Source organism: Streptomyces sp. NBC_00247, from assembly GCF_036188265.1.
Lineage (GTDB): Bacteria > Actinomycetota > Actinomycetes > Streptomycetales > Streptomycetaceae > Streptomyces.
In genome coordinates, this window is sequence record NZ_CP108093.1 from 3,082,939 (window position 1) to 3,100,310 (window position 17,372).

The 17,372-nt window shown below is 70.9% G+C and carries 15 protein-coding genes; 7 read left to right on the forward strand and 8 right to left on the reverse strand.

What is annotated here, in order from left to right; genetic code table 11:
- Window positions 1-70 precede the first annotated feature (70 nt).
- Window positions 71-1,396, reverse strand: a complete 1,326-nt coding sequence (locus tag OHT52_RS12985) for a hypothetical protein (protein WP_328720308.1) — start codon at window positions 1,394-1,396, stop codon at window positions 71-73.
- A gap of 280 nt (window positions 1,397-1,676) precedes the next feature.
- Here OHT52_RS12985 and OHT52_RS12990 point away from each other — a divergent pair, with 280 nt between their 5' ends.
- The 6 genes from OHT52_RS12990 (at window position 1,677) to OHT52_RS13015 (ending at window position 10,245) form a co-directional block, all read left to right on the forward strand.
- Window positions 1,677-4,271: a bifunctional SulP family inorganic anion transporter/carbonic anhydrase gene (locus tag OHT52_RS12990; RefSeq protein WP_328720309.1), complete on the forward strand. Its 2,595-nt coding sequence runs from the start codon at window positions 1,677-1,679 to the stop codon at window positions 4,269-4,271.
- Between the two features lie 196 nt (window positions 4,272-4,467).
- Window positions 4,468-6,465, forward strand: coding sequence for an acetate--CoA ligase (acs, locus tag OHT52_RS12995; RefSeq protein WP_328720310.1), 1,998 nt, complete (start codon window positions 4,468-4,470; stop codon window positions 6,463-6,465).
- A gap of 450 nt (window positions 6,466-6,915) precedes the next feature.
- A complete protein-coding gene (nhaA, locus tag OHT52_RS13000) occupies window positions 6,916-8,280 on the forward strand; it encodes a Na+/H+ antiporter NhaA (protein WP_328723716.1) in 1,365 nt (454 codons plus the stop codon).
- A 39-nt stretch (window positions 8,281-8,319) separates the two neighbouring features.
- Window positions 8,320-8,853 (forward strand): phage holin family protein, encoded by a 534-nt coding sequence (locus OHT52_RS13005; RefSeq protein WP_328720311.1) that lies wholly within the window; start codon window positions 8,320-8,322, stop codon window positions 8,851-8,853.
- Complete coding sequence (locus OHT52_RS13010) at window positions 8,850-9,935, forward strand: alpha/beta fold hydrolase (RefSeq protein WP_328720312.1); 1,086 nt, start codon at window positions 8,850-8,852, stop codon at window positions 9,933-9,935. Before OHT52_RS13005 ends, OHT52_RS13010 begins: the two co-directional genes overlap by 4 nt.
- A gap of 106 nt (window positions 9,936-10,041) precedes the next feature.
- Complete coding sequence (locus OHT52_RS13015; protein WP_328720313.1) at window positions 10,042-10,245, forward strand: hypothetical protein; 204 nt, start codon at window positions 10,042-10,044, stop codon at window positions 10,243-10,245.
- 197 nt (window positions 10,246-10,442) lie between these two features.
- On the opposite strand, the gene OHT52_RS13020 is transcribed toward OHT52_RS13015, so the two are convergent.
- The 3 genes from OHT52_RS13020 to nth all read right to left on the reverse strand — a co-directional run bounded on the left by OHT52_RS13020 (window position 10,443) and on the right by nth (window position 13,603).
- Window positions 10,443-11,642 carry a MarP family serine protease gene (locus OHT52_RS13020; RefSeq protein WP_328720314.1) on the reverse strand — a complete coding sequence of 400 codons (1,200 nt, stop codon included), beginning with the start codon at window positions 11,640-11,642 and terminating at the stop codon, window positions 10,443-10,445.
- Between the two features lie 86 nt (window positions 11,643-11,728).
- Entirely contained in the window at window positions 11,729-12,487 is a 759-nt protein-coding gene (locus OHT52_RS13025; protein WP_443046570.1) for an NUDIX hydrolase, read from the reverse strand.
- Between the two features lie 162 nt (window positions 12,488-12,649).
- Complete coding sequence (gene nth / locus OHT52_RS13030; RefSeq protein WP_328720315.1) at window positions 12,650-13,603, reverse strand: endonuclease III; 954 nt, start codon at window positions 13,601-13,603, stop codon at window positions 12,650-12,652.
- Between the two features lie 361 nt (window positions 13,604-13,964).
- Between nth and OHT52_RS13035 the strand changes: the two genes are divergently transcribed.
- Window positions 13,965-14,639 (forward strand): Crp/Fnr family transcriptional regulator, encoded by a 675-nt coding sequence (locus OHT52_RS13035; protein ID WP_150489041.1) that lies wholly within the window; start codon window positions 13,965-13,967, stop codon window positions 14,637-14,639.
- A gap of 162 nt (window positions 14,640-14,801) precedes the next feature.
- Here the strand turns inward: OHT52_RS13035 and OHT52_RS13040 are convergent, their stop codons facing one another.
- From OHT52_RS13040 to OHT52_RS13055, 4 genes are all read right to left on the reverse strand, one after another.
- Complete coding sequence (locus OHT52_RS13040; protein ID WP_328720316.1) at window positions 14,802-15,632, reverse strand: MBL fold metallo-hydrolase; 831 nt, start codon at window positions 15,630-15,632, stop codon at window positions 14,802-14,804.
- Window positions 15,629-16,561: an NUDIX hydrolase gene (locus tag OHT52_RS13045; protein WP_328720317.1), complete on the reverse strand. Its 933-nt coding sequence runs from the start codon at window positions 16,559-16,561 to the stop codon at window positions 15,629-15,631. The genes OHT52_RS13040 and OHT52_RS13045 overlap by 4 nt, the downstream gene beginning before the upstream one ends.
- A 134-nt stretch (window positions 16,562-16,695) precedes the next feature.
- Window positions 16,696-17,166, reverse strand: coding sequence for a RidA family protein (locus tag OHT52_RS13050; protein ID WP_328720318.1), 471 nt, complete (start codon window positions 17,164-17,166; stop codon window positions 16,696-16,698).
- Window positions 17,166-17,324: a DUF4177 domain-containing protein gene (locus OHT52_RS13055; protein ID WP_003967454.1), complete on the reverse strand. Its 159-nt coding sequence runs from the start codon at window positions 17,322-17,324 to the stop codon at window positions 17,166-17,168. The genes OHT52_RS13050 and OHT52_RS13055 overlap by 1 nt, the downstream gene beginning before the upstream one ends.
- Window positions 17,325-17,372 lie beyond the last annotated feature (48 nt).

Here is a 17,372-nt window from a genome sequence, read left to right on the forward strand (position 1 = left end):
CGGCCCGACGCACGACGCATGACGCATGACGCATGACGCATGACGCAACGTTACGGCGCACGAAGAAACGTTACTTCTCCTTCGCGTCCTTCGCCGTGCCCTTCGCGGCACCCCTCCCTGCGGGGTTCATCGGCTCGCCGCCGGCGGCGGCCGCGGGTGCCGTGAGGTAGGACGGCCAGCCGCCCTTCGGAGCCTCCCCGACACCGAGCGTTCCGAGCTTGGCCAGCACCGCCGGGTCCTGGGCGTCCAGCCAGTCGGCGAGCTGGCGGAAGGAGACACACCGCACGTCCGGCTTGGTGCAGACGGACGCGATCGTCTCCTCGACGGCGCGCATGTAGGTGCCGCCGTTCCAGGACTCGAAGTGGTTGCCGATGATCAGCGGCGCGCGGTTCCCGTCGTAGGACCGGTCGAAGGCTTCCAGCAGGCCGTCACGCATCTGGTCGCCCCAGTACTCGTGCTCCGCCGGGTCGCCCTGAGTGACGCCGGACTGGTTGAACATGAAGTTGTAGTCCATGGAGAGCGTCTCGAAGTCGCGCCCCGGGACGGGCACGAGCTGGAGCGAGAGGTCCCACAGGCCATCCTTCTTCGCGGGCCACACCTGGTTGTTGATGCCGCTGGAGTCGTAGCGGAATCCCAGGTCCCGCGCGGCGGCGACCATGTTCTTCTGACCTTCGAGGCACGGAGTGCGGCCGCCGACGAGTTCCTTGTCGTAGTCGAAGGGGAGCGGGGCCTCGGACTTGAGCTCCGGGTCGTTCGTCTTCCAGTTCTTCACGAAGGACTTGGCCTGGCGGATCTCGCTCCTCCACTCGTCCACCGACCAGGTACCGCCACCACCGTCCGGGCCGCAGAAGTGGCCGTTGAAGTGGGTGCCGATCTCGTTGCCTTCCGCCCACGCCGCCCGCACCTCACTGAGGGTGTCGTGGATGCCCTTGGTGTCGTTGAAGCCGATGTCCGAGCTGCCGGGCGAGTGCTGGGGCGGGTCGTACAGGCCCTTCTTCTCCTCGGGCAGCAGATAGACCCCGCTGAGGAAGTACGTCATCTTCGCGCCGTACTTCTTGGCGACGCCGCGGAAGTGGGAGAAGAGCTTCTGGCTGTCCTCGCCGGCGCCGTCCCAGGAGAACACCACGAACTGCGGAGGCTTCTGCCCCGGCGCGAGACGCTTGGCGACCGGGAGGTGGGGCTGAGCACCCGTGAACGCCGTGGAACCGTCCCCGATCAGCTGGGCGGCGGCGCCCGGCGCCGGCGCGTTCTGCCCGTCGGGCTTCTCCTTGGCGCCGTGCGCCGTCTCGGCTCCGGCTCCGGACGCCCCGGCTCCGGCGCCGGAACACCCGGCCAGAGCGGCGAACACGGCTGCGGTGGTGACCCCCAGGGCGACTCTCTTCGTGGCGGCGATCATCCGCCCACCTCTTCCTTGCGGCTCGATTGCGTGGAATGTGCCGACTGGCGCGGTCACGTTCACACGCAGCCCGAATGCCTCAGAGCGACAGGCCGAATGAAAAGATGCTTATTCACTGCATTGGGTGATCCTGTCGGCCATTTGCCTGATATGTGGACCACAATTCTTTACTCTGCATTACGATTCGTTTACCTAGAGTTGAGAAATCCCGCCGCTGCACGCCGTGACCCACGGCCGCGTCCCCACGTTCCGCGACCGCGCTGCCCCGGAGGAGACGGGAATGCCTGCCTGCGTACCCATCCGAAACATCCGAAACCACCTCGGCTCTCACCTCCCCCGCACCTCGGGGGAGAAGAGGCCCCACAGCCCGCCGCCGCGCCGAGGCCCTCGCTTCCGCGTCACCGCGGGCGACCTCTCCGCGTCGATCACGGTCTTCCTCATCGCCGTCCCCATGTCGCTCGGTCTCGCCGTCGCCATGGACGCACCACTGGAGGCCGGCCTCATCTCCGCCGCGATCGGCGGCATCGTCGCCGGCCTGATCGGCGGCACCCCGCTCCAGGTCAGCGGACCGTCCGCCGGACTGACCGTCGTAACAGCCGAGTTGATCCAGATCTACGGCTGGCGCACGACCTGCGCCATCACCATCGGGGCCGGGCTGCTCCAGATCCTGCTGGGTTCCGTGAGAGCGGCACGCGGGGCCCTCGCGGTCAGCCCCGCGATCGTCCACGGCACTCTCGCCGGGATCGGCGTGGCCATCGCACTCGCCCAGTTGCACATCGTCCTCGGCGGTTCTCCGCAGAGCTCCGCGATGGACAACGCCCTCGCCCTTCCCGAACAGTTGGCGCGGATCAGCCCGGCCGCCCCCCTGATCGGAGCCCTGACCATCGCCCTGCTGGTGTTGTGGCCACGGATCCCCGGTGCCGCCGGTCGTGCGCTCCGAAAGATTCCGGCCGCGCTCGCGTCGGTCGCCGTAGCCACGGCGGTGGCGGCCGTCGCCGCGCCCCGCATCAGCCGGGTGGACCTGCCCTCGTGGAGCTCGCACGCCCTTCCCGAGATGCCCCGAGGTCCGGTACTCGCCCTCGCCACCGCCATGTTCACCGTGATGCTGGTGGGCAGCCTCGAATCGCTCCTGGCGGCCGTGGCGGTGGACAAGCTGACCGCCGACCGCACGGCCGAACACTCCTCGCGGCAGCCGGACATGCCCCCGGCCCATGTCGCCCGCTCCGACCTGGACCGCGAGTTGCGGGCCCAGGGCATCACCAACACGCTGGCCGGGCTGCTCGGCGGACTCCCGATCTCCGGTGGTGCCGTGCGCAGTTCGGCGAACGTCCGCGCCGGTGCCACCGGCCGCGCGGCGACCGTGCTGCACGGTGTCTGGGTGCTGCTCGCGGCCGGCTTCCTGGTCTCCGTGCTCGAGTGGATTCCGCTCGCCGCGCTGGCCGCCCTCGTCATGGTCGTCGGCATTCAGATGGTGAACTACGCCCACATCAGGAATGTCCACCGGCACCGCGAATTCCTCGTCTACGGGGCGACGATCACCGGTGTCGTCGTGTTCGGCGTGCTGGCCGGCGTCGCGATCGGCATCACGGCGGCCGTAGGAATGGCACTGCACCGGCTGGCCCGTACCCGCATCTCCGTGACCGAGAGCGACGGGCGCTTCCTGGTGATCGTGCGCGGTCAGTTGACCTTCCTCGCGGTGCCGAGACTCAGCCGCGTACTCAACCAACTCCCCCAAGGCGTCGACGCGATCGTCGAACTGGACGGTTTTTTCATGGACCACGCGGCCTACGAGGCCATCCAGGACTGGCGCACCACTCAGGTCGCCCACGGTGGCAACATCGTCTTCACCGGCAGATCGGGAGGGCGGATCGCGGAACCCGCTTCGGCGGCGCACTCCTGCTGCCGCCCGTGGACACCCTGGCGCAACCACCACTGCCACGACCGTCCCCACCAGCCCACCACTGCGGCGGAACGCCCGCACACGCATCCGGGGCGCCCCGGGGCTGCAACCGCTTCGCTCTCGGCCGAAGCGGCCGGACCCGGCTCGGAGCCCGTCGGAACGGTGAGGCGCGGCGGCGCGCACAGCCTGCTGAGCGGTATCAGTTCCTTCCAGCTGAATACGGCCCCGCTGGTCCGCGAGGAGCTCGCCCGCCTCGCGGCGGAGGGCCAGCGGCCGTCCCAGCTGTTCCTGACCTGTGCGGACTCCCGCCTCGTCACCAGCATGATCACGTCGAGCGGGCCTGGCGATCTGTTCACCGTGCGCAACGTGGGCAATCTGGTGCCCCCACCGGGAGCGGGTTCCGACGGCGGCGGTGACGACTCGGTGGCGGCGGCGATCGAGTACGCGGTGGACGTCCTGCGGGTCGGGTCCATCACCGTCTGCGGGCACTCCGGCTGTGGCGCCATGCAGGCACTTCTCGGCGCCGAGCCGGGGACGCCGAGGACCACGCCCCTGTGGCGGTGGCTGCGGCACGGGCTGCCGAGCCTGGACCGCATGTCCTCCCGCGACCAGCCGTGGGCGCGCATCTCCGGCCGGATGCCCACCGACGCGGTGGAGCAGCTCTGCCTGACCAATGTCGTCCAGCAGCTCGACCACCTCCGCGCGCACGAGTCGGTGGCGCGCCGGCTGGCGGACGGCACCCTCCAGCTGCAGGGGATGTACTTCCACGTCGGCGAGGCGCAGGCCTACCTCCTGACGGAGGGAGTCAGTTCCGGCTCGGGCCCGGACGAGGTCTTCGAGCGGGTGGCTCCGGGGATCGGCATCGGTCCGGAGACAGCCGATCCGGAGGGCGCGGATCCGGTTGCGTCACGCCCTGCGGCGGGGGTTCCTGAGGACGGTTCCGGGCACGAGGAGGCCAGACACAGCCTCGTCTGAACCAGCGGCACCCCGGGCCCGTGAGACCTTGTGGTTCAGCTTCCCGTCCGCAGGCGCGGCAGGAGTCGGTACGGCGTCCCGTACCGGTGCCCTGCCGCGTCGGCGGGGCGGTCGGCGGATCTCCTCCATACACGATGGATAGGTCTAAACCAATTCCCGGCAGACACTTGTCACTCGGCCTTTCGCCTGATGAGCTATGCCCCGGGACACAACGGTCACCCTGGGAATGGGAGATGTCGTGAGCAACGAAAGCCTGGCCAACCTGCTGCGGGAAGAGCGCCGGTTCGAGCCGCCGGCCGAGCTGGCCGCGAACGCCAATGTCACGGCGGAGGCATACGAACAGGCAGCCGCGGACCGGCTGGGCTTCTGGGCCGAGCAGGCCCGCCGCCTCACCTGGGCCACCGAGCCGACCGAGACGCTGGACTGGAGCAATCCGCCGTTCGCGAAGTGGTTCGCGGACGGCACGCTCAACGTCGCGTACAACTGCGTGGACCGCCATGTGGAGGCGGGCAACGGCGACCGGGTCGCCATCCACTTCGAGGGCGAGCCGGGCGACAGCCGGGCGATCACCTACGCGGAGCTGAAGGACGAGGTCTCCCGGGCCGCCAACGCACTGACGGAGCTGGGCGTCGGCAAGGGCGACCGGGTCGCCGTCTACCTCCCGATGATCCCCGAGGCCGCCATCACGATGCTGGCCTGCGCCCGCATCGGCGCCGCCCACTCGGTCGTCTTCGGCGGCTTCTCCGCCGACGCCATCGCCGCCCGTATCCAGGACGCCGACGCCAAGGTCGTCGTCACCGCCGACGGCGGATACCGCCGCGGCAAGCCGTCCGCGCTGAAGCCCGCGGTGGACGACGCCGTGTCACGTATCGAGAGCGTCGAGCACGTCGTGGTCGTACGCCGCACCGGTCAGGACACCGCGTGGACCGAGGGCCGCGACATCTGGTGGGACGAGATCACCGGCCGCCAGTCCGCCGAGCACACCCCCGAGGCCTTCGAGGCCGAGCAGCCGCTCTTCATCCTGTACACCTCGGGGACCACGGGTAAGCCGAAGGGCATCCTGCACACCTCCGGCGGCTACCTCACCCAGGCGGCCTACACCCACCACGCCGTCTTCGACCTCAAGCCCGAGACCGACGTCTACTGGTGCACGGCCGACATCGGCTGGGTCACCGGCCACTCGTACATCGTCTACGGGCCGCTGGCGAACGGCGCCACCCAGGTCATGTACGAGGGCACCCCGGACACCCCGCACCAGGGCCGGTTCTGGGAGATCGTGCAGAAGTACGGCGTGTCGATCCTCTACACCGCGCCGACCGCGATCCGGACGTTCATGAAGTGGGGGGACGACATCCCCGCCAAGTTCGACCTGAGCAGCCTGCGCGTCCTCGGCTCGGTCGGCGAGCCGATCAACCCCGAGGCGTGGGTCTGGTACCGCAAGCACATCGGCGCCGACAAGTGCCCCGTCGTGGACACCTGGTGGCAGACCGAGACCGGCGCGATGATGATCTCGCCGCTGCCCGGCGTCACCGCGACGAAGCCCGGCTCCGCCCAGCGCGCCCTGCCCGGGATCTCCGCCACGGTCGTCGACGACGAGGCCCGTGAGGTCCCGGACGGTGGGGGCGGCTACCTCGTCCTCACCGAGCCGTGGCCGTCGATGCTCCGCACCATCTGGGGCGACGACCAGCGCTTCATCGACACCTACTGGTCGCGGTTCGAGGGCAAGTACTTCGCGGGCGACGGCGCCAAGAAGGACGATGACGGCGACGTCTGGCTGCTCGGCCGGGTCGACGACGTCATGCTCGTCTCCGGCCACAACATCTCGACCACCGAGGTCGAGTCGGCTCTCGTGTCGCACCCGGCGGTCGCCGAGGCGGCGGTGGTCGGCGCGGCCGACGAGACGACCGGTCAGGCGATCGTCGCGTTCGTCATCCTGCGTGGGACGGCGACCTCCTCCGACGAGCTGCTGACGGAGCTGCGCAACCACGTCGGTACCGTGCTCGGCCCGATCGCCAAGCCGAAGCGCGTGCTGCCGGTGGCGGAGCTGCCGAAGACCCGCTCCGGCAAGATCATGCGCCGCCTGCTGCGCGACAAGGCCGAGAACCGTGAGCTGGGCGACGTCACCACCCTCACCGATCCGTCGGTGATGTCCCTCATCCAGGCCGAGTTCCCCAAGGCGGCCTCCGAGGACTGAGTCCCCGAGGGGCCTGGCCTCCAGAAGGAGCCTGGCCCCCGAGAGGGCCTGGTCCCCGAGAGGGCCTGAGGGCAAGAAACAGCTGTACGGCTCCGAGGGGCATCCCGCGACGCGCGGGATGCCCCTCCGGCTTGGGACAAGGCGGTCTACAGTGGCCGTGTCCGCGCAGAAGCGGAGAAGATCTTCATAGGGGTGCCGGGAAGTCTGGTCGGCGAGTGCGTCAGCCATGTCCTCGTCGCCGCCCCGATACCGGAGGTTTCTCCCGTGGCCGAGCCCCGCCATACCCCGCAGTCCCCGGACTCACCGGACTCACCGGACTCACCCAACCCGGCGGACACATCCGACTCCCCGGCATCCGACTCCCCGGCATCCGGATCGTCGGCATCCGGATCGTCGGGACCTGCCCCCGCGCCCCCGTCCGTCGCTGCCCCCACGGCCCCACGGCCGACCCTGCTGGGCCGTCTGTCGCTGCCCGAGCGGACCTACCTGACGGACGCGCTGCGCACGGAGACGGTCGGCGGAGTCGTCCTGCTGGTCGCGGCCATCGCGGCACTCGTCTGGGCCAATGCACTCGGCGCGTCCTACACGGCCGTCAGCGACTACCACTTCGGCCCGGCGGTTCTCGGTCTCCACCTCTCCGTGGAGCACTGGGCCGCCGACGGCCTGCTCGCCGTCTTCTTCTTCGTCGCGGGCGCGGAGCTCAAGCGCGAGCTGGTCGCGGGCGAACTCCGCGATCCCAGGACGGCCGCCCTGCCCGTCGTCGCGGCGCTGTGCGGCATGGCGGTGCCCGCGCTCGTCTACGTCACCACCAACGCCCTCGGCGGGGGCAACCTGGGCGGCTGGGCCGTACCGACCGCGACCGACATCGCCTTCGCGCTCGCCGTACTGGCCGTCCTCGGCACCTCGCTGCCGGCGGCGCTCCGCGCGTTCCTGCTGACGCTGGCCGTCGTGGACGACCTCTTCGCGATTCTGATCATCGCGGTGTTCTTCACCGACTCGGTCGACTTCCTGGCGTTGGGCGGCGCCGCGCTCGGGCTGGTCCTCTTCCGGGCCCTGCTCCACTTCGAGGTCCGTGGCTGGTGGGTGTACGTACCGCTGGCCCTCCTCATCTGGGGGCTCATGTACAACAGCGGCGTCCACGCCACCATCGCGGGCGTCGCCATGGGGCTGATGCTGCGCTGTACCCGGCGCGAGGGCGAGGAGCGTTCTCCCGGCGAGCACGTCGAACACCTGGTGCGCCCGCTCTCCGCCGGGCTCGCGGTCCCGCTGTTCGCCCTCTTCTCGGCCGGGGTCAGCCTGCGGGGCGACGTGCTCGCCGAAGTCTTCACCCGGCCCGAGACGATCGGTGTGGTCCTCGGTCTGGTCGTCGGCAAGACCGTCGGCATCTATGGCGGCGCCCGCCTCGCCACCCGCTTCACCAGGGCCGAGCTCAACCCGGACCTGGCCTGGGCGGACGTCTTCGCGGTCGCCTCGCTGGCCGGCATCGGTTTCACCGTCTCCCTGCTCATCGGTGAACTCGCCTTCGCGGGCGACGAGGAAACGATCAACGAGGTCAAGGCGTCCGTTCTGCTCGCTTCGCTCTTCGCCGCCGTAATCTCCGGTGTACTGCTCAAACTCCGGGTACGCGTCCACCGGGCTCTGTACGAGGCGGAGGAGCGGGACGAGGACGCGTCGGGGATTCCCGACATCTACGAGCAGGACGATCCCGGGTACCACCTGCGGATGGCAGCCCTCCACGAACGGAGGGCTGCCGAACACCGCCGTCTCGCCGAACGGGCGGGGGCAGCGCGCAACAAGCCGGACAGTCCGGCATGATCTGTCACCGGATGTGTTGAAGAGGAGAGGGAGTCAGGGATGAGCGACCCCGGCAATTTCGTGGGCAGCGCGGACCGCAGTCTGGGACAGCTGGTCGCCTCGGCGACCGCCGAGATGTCCGCACTGGTGCACGACGAAATCGCTTTGGCCAAGGCCGAGGTACGCCAGGACGTCAAACGCGGCGTCATGGGGAGCGCCGCCGGCATCATCGCGGGCGTCCTGCTCCTGTTCGCGATCCCGACGCTGAGCTTCGCGGCGGCGTACGGCATCCACAACCTGGGCCTGGGGCTCGCCTGGTCGTTCCTGATCGTCGGTGGCGCCTTCATCCTGCTGGGCGTACTCCTGGCGCTGTTCGCGGTCGCCAAGTTCAAGAAGGTCAAGCCCCCGGAGAAGTCGATCGCGTCCGCGAAGCAGAGCGCGGCCGTCCTTCAGGGCGTCAAGCCACACCCCCGCCCGGTCGTGGCGCCCGGTCCGTCCCGTGCCGCGATCGGCGGTTCCTCCCTCGCGGACAAGGCCGTCGAGAAGAGCCCGGTTCAGGACAAGTCGTCCGCTGTGGGACGCTCTTCGGCATGACGGTCCCCGAAAGCAGCGCATTCGGCACGGCAGGCAACGCGCGTCCGGCGCCGGAGTCGTCCGGGTCCACCCCGGACGGCTCCGGGCCCGGCCGCGCGACGGGCGCCGCGGCGCCCGGTCCGGCGGTTCCGGTCGTCCCGACCGGTGGCGGCCGCCCCTCGACGTCCGGCGGTCCGGTACGGCTGGACGGCCCCTGGACGCACCGTGACGTGGCTGCCAACGGAGCGCGGTTCCACATCGCGGAGATGGGCTCGGGCCCGCTCGTGCTCCTGCTGCACGGATTCCCGCAGTTCTGGTGGACCTGGCGCCACCAACTGCCCGCGCTCGCCGAGGCGGGCTTCCGCGCCGTCGCGATGGACCTGCGGGGCGTCGGGGGAAGCGACCGCACGCCCAGGGGCTACGACCCTGCCAACCTGGCACTCGACGTCACCGGCGTGATCCGCTCGCTCGGTGAGCCCGACGCTGCCCTGGTCGGCCACGACATGGGCGGATACCTCGCGTGGACGGCGGCCGTGATGCGGCCGAAGCTGGTGCGGCGCCTCGTGGTGTCCTCGATGCCGCACCCGCGCCGCTGGCGTTCCTCCATGCTCTCGGACCCCGCCCAGACCAGGGCGGGGTCGTACGTCTGGGGCTTTCAGCGGCCCTGGCTGCCGGAACGTCAGCTCGTCGCGGACGAGGGCGGCTTGGTGGGCCGGTTGATCGAGGAGTGGGCGGGACCGAACGACATCGCGTTCCCGGACGAGCCGACGCTGGACGTCTACCGCCGCGCGATGTGCGTCCCGTCGACGGCACACTGTTCGGTGGAGCCGTACCGGTGGATGGTGCGGTCGCTGGCCCGGCCGGACGGCGTGCAGTTCTACCGGCGCATGAAGAGGCCGGTCCGGGTACCCACTCTGCACCTTCACGGTTCACTCGATCCGGCGATGCGCACCCGGAGTTCGGCGGGATCAGGCGAGTACGTCGAGGCGCCCTACCGGTGGCGACTTTTCGACGGTCTCGGGCACTTCCCGCACGAGGAGGATCCGGCGGCCTTCTCGGCCGAACTCATCAACTGGCTCAAGGATCCCGAGCCCGATCGCTGACCCGATGCGTACAGGTGTGCGGCGAACGGCCACGTGCCGCGCGCATAGGCCAATTGGCTTGCTTCTCCACGATTACCGACCATGGGTCACGGGCAGACGTCGGGGTATGGGCTGGACGCACGACTTCGGTGACGCAGCACGCAACCGCCGCTCGACCGCCACTGCCGCGGTGAGCACTCATGAGGGGGGCGGCCCTACGGGCCAGGTGCATACCGTGCAGGTCATACACGATCCTCGGCTCGGCATTCCCCGCATCCTTCGCCGCCGGGCCCGCTGGGTATCGGCGCGTCTGCGCCATCCCCGCGCATAGCCGGCACCCCGCGCATAGCCGGCACCCCGCACATAGCCGGCACCCCGCGCCCGACCACGGCGCACCCACCGGCCGCTACCCGGCGATGACCGCCTCCCGCGCGGGAGGCGGGCGACCGCGGCGCCCGGGCCGAGGTCTCCCCTCGTGACGGGCAAGCCTCGGCCGACGCGGCGGGAGACCCGCCTCGGGGGAAGCTCTCAGAGGGCGCATCCCTGGGTGTCGACCTGCTGGAAGGCCGTGCGGCCGGCGTCGATGTCCTCGCTGATCTCGTCGGCGGTCAGCACGTAACCGGTGTCGGCGTCGTCGCGGGACTTGGCGAACACCACCCCGTACACCTGGCCGTCCGGAGTGAGCAGGGGACCGCCGGAGTTGCCCTCGCGTACGAGCGCGTAGAGCGAGTACACGTCGCGGCGGACGGTGCCCCGGTGGTAGATGTCGGGGCCGTCCGGCTCGATGCGGCCGCGGACCCGTGCGGAGCGGACGTCGTATCCGCCGTTCTCCGGGAAGCCGGCCACGATGGCGCTGTCACCTGTCTTGGCGTCGGTCTCGGTGAATTCCAGTGCGGTTGCCCGGAGTTCCGGAACGTCGAGCACGGCGATGTCACGCTGCCAGTCGTAGAGGACGACCTTCGCGTCGTACACCTGTCCCTCACCGCCGACCTGCACGGTGGGCTCGTCGACGCCGCCGACGACGTGGGCGTTGGTCATGACACGCCCGTCCGCGAAGACGAAGCCGGTGCCTTCGAGGACCTTCCCGCAGCTCGGGGCCATGCCGACGACCTTGACGACGGACTTCTTCGCGCGGGCCACCACGGGACTGCCCGTCAAGGCCGGGTCCGGGGGCTCGACCGCGGTGATCGGCTCGTCGGCGAACGGGCTGAAGACCTGTGGGAAGCCGTTCTGGGAGAGGACCGACGAGAAGTCGTTGAACCAGGTCGACGTCTGCTCGGGCATCACGCGGGAGACTCCGAGCAGGACGGATGAGTTGCGGACCTGCTTGCCCAGAGTGGGAAGTGACGTGCCCGCCAGCGCTGATCCGATCAGCCAGGCGACCAGCAGCATCGCGGCCACGTTGACCAGCGCGCCACCGGTGGCGTCCACGGCGCGCGCGGGCGACCAGGTGATGTGGCCGCGGAGCTTGTTGCCGAGGTGGGTGGTGCACGCCTGACCGACCGACGCGCACACGATCACGATCACGACCGCCACCACGGCCGCCGTGGAGGAGACCTCGGAGTTGGCCGTGACCCTGTCCCAGAGGACAGGCAGCAGGTAGACCGCGGCCAGTCCTCCCCCCAGGAAGCCGATCACGGACAGGATGCCGACGACGAAACCCTGGCGGTAGCCGATGACCGCGAACCACACGGCGCCGACGAGCAGCAGGATGTCCAGCACGTTCACCGTCTATAGCCTCACAGATTCGTCACCTGGCCCGTCGGGTGACGGGGTCCGGGGGCCCGGAACAGCCCAGCAGGGGAGCCAGCCTGTCATGCGTGCCAGTCGAGCGGCACCTGCCTGGTCCTGTCCCAGGGGCGTTCCCAGCCCGCGAAGTGGAGGATCCGGTCGATCAGACCTGCGGTGAACCCCCAGACCAGGGCGTCCTCGACCAGGAACGCGGGGCCCATGAAGCCGCTCGGATGCTTGGTGATCACCCGGTTGGCCGGGTCCGTGAGATCGGCCACGGGGACGGTGAAGACCCGGGCCGTCTCGGCGGCGTCCACCGCACGGACGGGGCTCGGCGTCCGCCACCAGCCGAGCACCGGGGTCACCACGAAGCTGCTGACCGGAATGTAGAGCCGGGGCAGCACGCTGAAGATCTGGACACCCCGCGGGTCGAGACCGGTCTCCTCCTCGGCCTCCCGAAGCGCCGCCCTGAGCGGGCCGATGGTCGCCTGATCGCCGTCCTCGGGGTCGAGGGCGCCGCCCGGGAACGCCGTCTGCCCCGCGTGCGAGCGCAGGGTTCCGGCGCGCTCCATCAACAGCAGCTCGGGTCCGCGTTCGCCCTCGCCGAAGAGGATGAGCACGGCCGACTGGCGCCCGGCACCGCTCTCCGGCGGCAGGAAGCGGCTCAGTTGCTGCGGCCGGACATCGCGCGCGGCCTCGGCGACCGGGTCGAGCCAGGACGGCATGCCCCGGGTGGTGACGGCGACCGCGTCCCCGGGGACGAGTCGCTCGCCCGGCCGGTGCGTCCCGCCGTCCGTCTGCGCGGCACTCGTCGGCCGCGTCGTGCTCGGTGTACAGGTCATGGGCACCCCCGGTTTCTCACAACGCCTGTCATCTGCCAATTCGTTCCGGCCTCATCCGTACGGGGGACGAGCGGCGCGTTCCGCGACGACGGCCGCCGGGCGCGCGGGAGCTGCCTGCCGCGCCGGGACCGGCCCGCCGTAAAGCACGGGGCGGGTTCTCCCTCATTCGGCTCCCGCACCCGGCGCGGTCTTCGATCCACGCGCGGCCCGGCCCGCCGCGTCCCCGCCGGCGTCCTCCCGCGCGGACGCCAGGGCGGCTTCCTGCGCGGCCGCCTCCCGCCCGCCCAATCCCGGCGCGGGTTCGCCCGGATAGTCGGCGGGCGGGCTCAGGCGCTGTCCGGGATAGCCACCCTTCTCGTACTTCAGCAGCTTCCCGGCCCTCGCAGGGTCCGTCTCCCCCTCGCCGTACGAGGGGCAGAGCGGCGCGATCGGACACGCGCCGCACGCGGGCTTGCGGGAGTGGCAGATCCGGCGGCCGTGGAAGACGACCCGGTGCGAGAGCATCGTCCACTCGCTCTTCGGGAAGATCTCGGCGACCACCGCCTCGACCTTCACCGGGTCTTCCTCGTCGGTCCACTTCCACCGGCGTACCAGTCGGCCGAAGTGGGTGTCGACGGTGATGCCGGGGACCCCGAAGGCGTTGCCGAGGACCACGTTGGCCGTCTTGCGGCCGACGCCGGGCAAGGTCACCAGGTCATCGAGCCGACCGGGCACCTCGCCGCCGAAGTTGTCCCGGATCGCCGCCGAGAGGCCGAGGAGCGACCTGGTCTTCGCCCGGAAGAACCCGGTCGGCCGGATCAGCTCCTCCATGTCCTCCGGGACGGCGGCCGCCATGTCCTCGGGGGTGGGGTAGGCGGCGAAGAGCGCGGGGGTGGTCTGGTTGACCCTCAGGTCGGTGGTCTGCGCGGAGAGCACGGTGGCGACGAGCAGCTCGAAGGGATTGCGGAAGTCCAGTTCCGGATGAGCGTACGGATAGACCTCGGCCAGCTCACGGTTGATCCGCCGGGCACGGCGGACCATCGCCAGATGCGACTCGGGCTTGGCCTGCTTGGCCCGTACGGGCTTCGAGGCCGGAGGCTTCGACGCCGCGGACTTCGACGCCGCGGACTTCGGCACGGCAGGCTTGGAAGCGGCAGGCTTCCGCACGGCGGGCTTCGACGGTCCGGCGGGCTTCTGCCCAGCCGGACGTGCCTTCCGCGGCGCCCCCGAGGCGTGTTCGCCCACAGCTGAATCTCGCTTTTCCGACACCTCGGCGGCCCCCTCGGCCTTCGCTCCCAGCAGCTTTCCGGACACCCGGTCAGCCTATGGCCCGCCCCTCGGATTCGCCCCTGTCAGCGGGTTTCCACCCCCGATCGGCCCCCTGCCGTACGATCCGGGCCGCTCGTGCGTCAAACTGGTTTGTGATTGATCGCACTGTTTTACCGTCCGGCATGATGGGGACCACGGTTCCCTGAGCAGGCCGACAAGGAGAGATCTCGTGGACGACGTTCTACGACGCGCCCCGCTTTTCGCGGCGCTCGATGACGAGCAGGCCGCGGAACTCCGCGCCTCGATGAGTGAGGTGACCCTCGCGCGCGGAGACGCGCTTTTCCACGAGGGTGACCCCGGCGACCGCCTGTACGTGGTCACCGACGGCAAGGTGAAGCTCCACCGCACCTCCCCCGACGGGCGCGAGAACATGCTCGCCGTCCTCGGTCCGGGTGAGCTGATCGGTGAGCTGTCGCTGTTCGACCCGGGTCCGCGTACGGCCACCGCCACGGCGCTCACCGAGGTCAAGCTGCTCGGTCTCGGCCACGGCGATCTGCAGCCCTGGCTGAACGCCCGGCCGGAGGTCGCCACCGCGTTGCTGCGCGCCGTCGCCCGCCGCCTGCGCAAGACCAACGACCAGATGTCCGACCTGGTCTTCTCCGACGTGCCGGGCCGTGTGGCCCGCGCCCTCCTGGACCTGTCGCGCCGCTTCGGCGTCCAGTCCGAGGAAGGCATCCACGTCGTCCACGACCTCACCCAGGAGGAGCTGGCCCAGCTGGTCGGCGCCTCCCGCGAGACGGTCAACAAGGCACTCGCGGACTTCGCGGGCCGCGGCTGGCTCCGCCTGGAGGCCCGCGCCGTGATCCTGCTCGACGTCGAGCGTCTGGCGAAGCGCTCGCGCTGACCCCACGTACTGCCCCGGCGGCTCCCGTAGCCGTACCGCGCAGGGGCGGCGACCGCACCCACTGAAGCCGCTCGAAGAGGCCCTGCCGTCACGGCAGGGCCTCTCGGCCGTTCCCGGAATGGTGGTCCCTCGGCGGAGGACGGGCCCACCGGCCGGGGCGGCTCAGATCAGCCCGTGCTCGCCCAGGTACTCCAGCTGTGCCCGTACGGACAGCTCGGCCGCAGGCCACAGGGACCGGTCCACGTCCGCGTAGACCCGGGCGACCACCTCGGACGGCGTGAGCAGCCCCGACTCCACGGCCGTCTCCACCTGGGCCAGCCGGTGGGCACGGTGCGCGAGGTAGAACTCCACCGCCCCCTGGGCGTCCTCCAGCACCGGACCGTGGCCCGGCAGGACCGTGTGGACCCCGTCGTCCGTGGTCAGCGAGCGCAGCCGCCGCAGAGTGTCGAGGTAGTCGCCGAGCCGTCCGTCCGGATGCGCGACGACGGTCGTACCCCGGCCGAGGATGGTGTCGCCGGTCAGCACCGCGCCGTCCGCGGGCAGGTGGAACGAGAGCGAGTCGGCGGTGTGTCCGGGCGTGGGGACGACCCGGAGTTCGAGCCCTCCGGTGGTGACGACGTCCCCGGTCGCCAGTCCTTCATCGCCGAGCCGCAGCGCGGGGTCGAGCGCGCGTACTTTCGTGCGCGTCAGTGCGGCGAAGCGGGCCGCGCCTTCGGCGTGGTCCGGGTGGCCGTGCGTGAGCAGGGTGAGCGCGATGCGCCGGCCGGCCCGGGCGGCGGTGTCGATCACGGCGCGCAGGTGGGTGTCGTCCAGCGGTCCCGGGTCCACGACGACCGCGAGGTCCGAGTCCGGTTCGGCCAGGATCCAGGTGTTGGTGCCGTCCAGGGTCATCGCGGAGGCGTTGGGGGCCAGGACGTTGACCGCGCGGGCAGTGGCGGGGCCGGAGACGACCTGCCCGCGGGGCTGTCCGGGCAGCAGTGCGGCGTCGCTCATGCCGTTCCTCCGGCTCGGGGTCCCGCGGGCGGGACGGGGGTGGTGAGTTCGTCGTGTCCCGGCCAGATCAGCACCAGCTCGTCGCCCTCCAGCCGTGCTCGCGCGAGCACGGGGGCGAGGTCCTGGGCCCCGGCCGCCCTCAGCGCCTCTCCGGCCGTCCGGTACGGCAGGAGCGAACGCAGGGTGGTCACGGTGGGCGGCATCATCTGCAGCTCGCCGCTCGCGTGGCCCGCGGTGGCGTCGGCGGGGGTGATCCACACCGACCGGTCGGCCTCGGTCGAGACGTTCCGGGTGAGCTGGCCCGCCGGGAGCGCCGCGACGAAGAACCAGGTGTCGTAGCGCCGGGTCTCGAACTCCGGGGTGATCCACCGGGCCCAGGCGCCCAGCAGGTCGGAGCGCAGGACGAGCCGCCGGCGCTCCAGGAACCCGGCGAAGGAGATGTCCCGGGCGACGAGCGCCGCGCGGTCCGCCTCCCAGTCCGCGCCCGTGGTGTCGCCGACGACGGTGTCGGGGGTGGGGCCCGCGAGCAGAACGCCGGCCTCTTCGAAGGTCTCCCGGACGGCCGCGCACACGATGGCCTGGGCCTCAGCCGCGCTCGGGACACCGAGTCGTGCGGCCCAGCTCTCCAGGGACGGTCCGGCCCAGCCGACCACGTGGTCGTCGTCGCGCGGGTCCACCCCGCCGCCCGGATAGGCGTACGCGCCTCCGGCGAAGGCCATGGTGGTACGGCGTCGCAGCATGTGGACGGCCGGCCCGGCGCCGGCGGCCTCCGCCCCGGTGCCGGCTCCCGCCCCGGTGCCGGCGTCCGCGGAATCCCGCAGCAGCATCACGGTGGCGGCGCGCCGGGGAACCACGGCCGTCAGCTCGCCCGTGGCGAGGGCTCTGATCCGGTCGGGCCATTCCGGTGGGTACCACTGACCTTGGGACATGGCCGGAGGCTATCCGGATCGGCTGATTTGTTCGAGAGGGGAATGCACGATCCCTCTCGAATCCCGCAGCGGGTACGAAAAGATCCCGCCCGGCCCCGAAGGACCGGACGGGACGGAAGAGCGGGGACCTGCGGTCAGGCGGAGACCAGCTCGACCTGGATCTCGACCTCGACCGGAGCGTCGAGCGGCAGTACCGCGACGCCGACGGCGCTGCGGGCGTGCACGCCCTTGTCGCCGAGCACCTCGCCCAGCAGCTCGCTGGCGCCGTTGATCACGCCGGGCTGTCCGGTGAAGTCGGAGGCGGAGGCGACGAACCCGACGACCTTGACGACCCGGGCGATCCGGTCCAGGTCGCCGACGACCGACTTCACGGCCGCGAGGGCGTTGAGCGCGCAGACCCGGGCGAGGTCCTTGGCCTCCTCGGCCGTCACCTCGCCGCCGACCTTGCCGGTCACACCGAGCCGGCCCTCGACCATCGGCAGCTGGCCCGAGGTGTACACGTACACCCCGGACTGCACGGCCGGCTGATAAGTGGCCAGCGGCGGAACGACGTCCGGCAGGGCGAGCCCGAGCTCGGCGATCCTCGCCTCGACGGTGCCCGCCACTATGCCTTCTCCCGCTTCAGGTAGGCCACGAGCTGCTCGGGGTTGTTCGGCCCGGGCACGACCTGGACCAGCTCCCAGCCGTCCTCGCCCCAGGTGTCCAGAATCTGCTTGGTCGCGTGCACGAGGAGCGGCACGGTCGCGTATTCCCACTTGGTCATGGCCCGACTGTAATGCCTGGCACGGGCGCTCCCGTGCGTAGGCCGGCG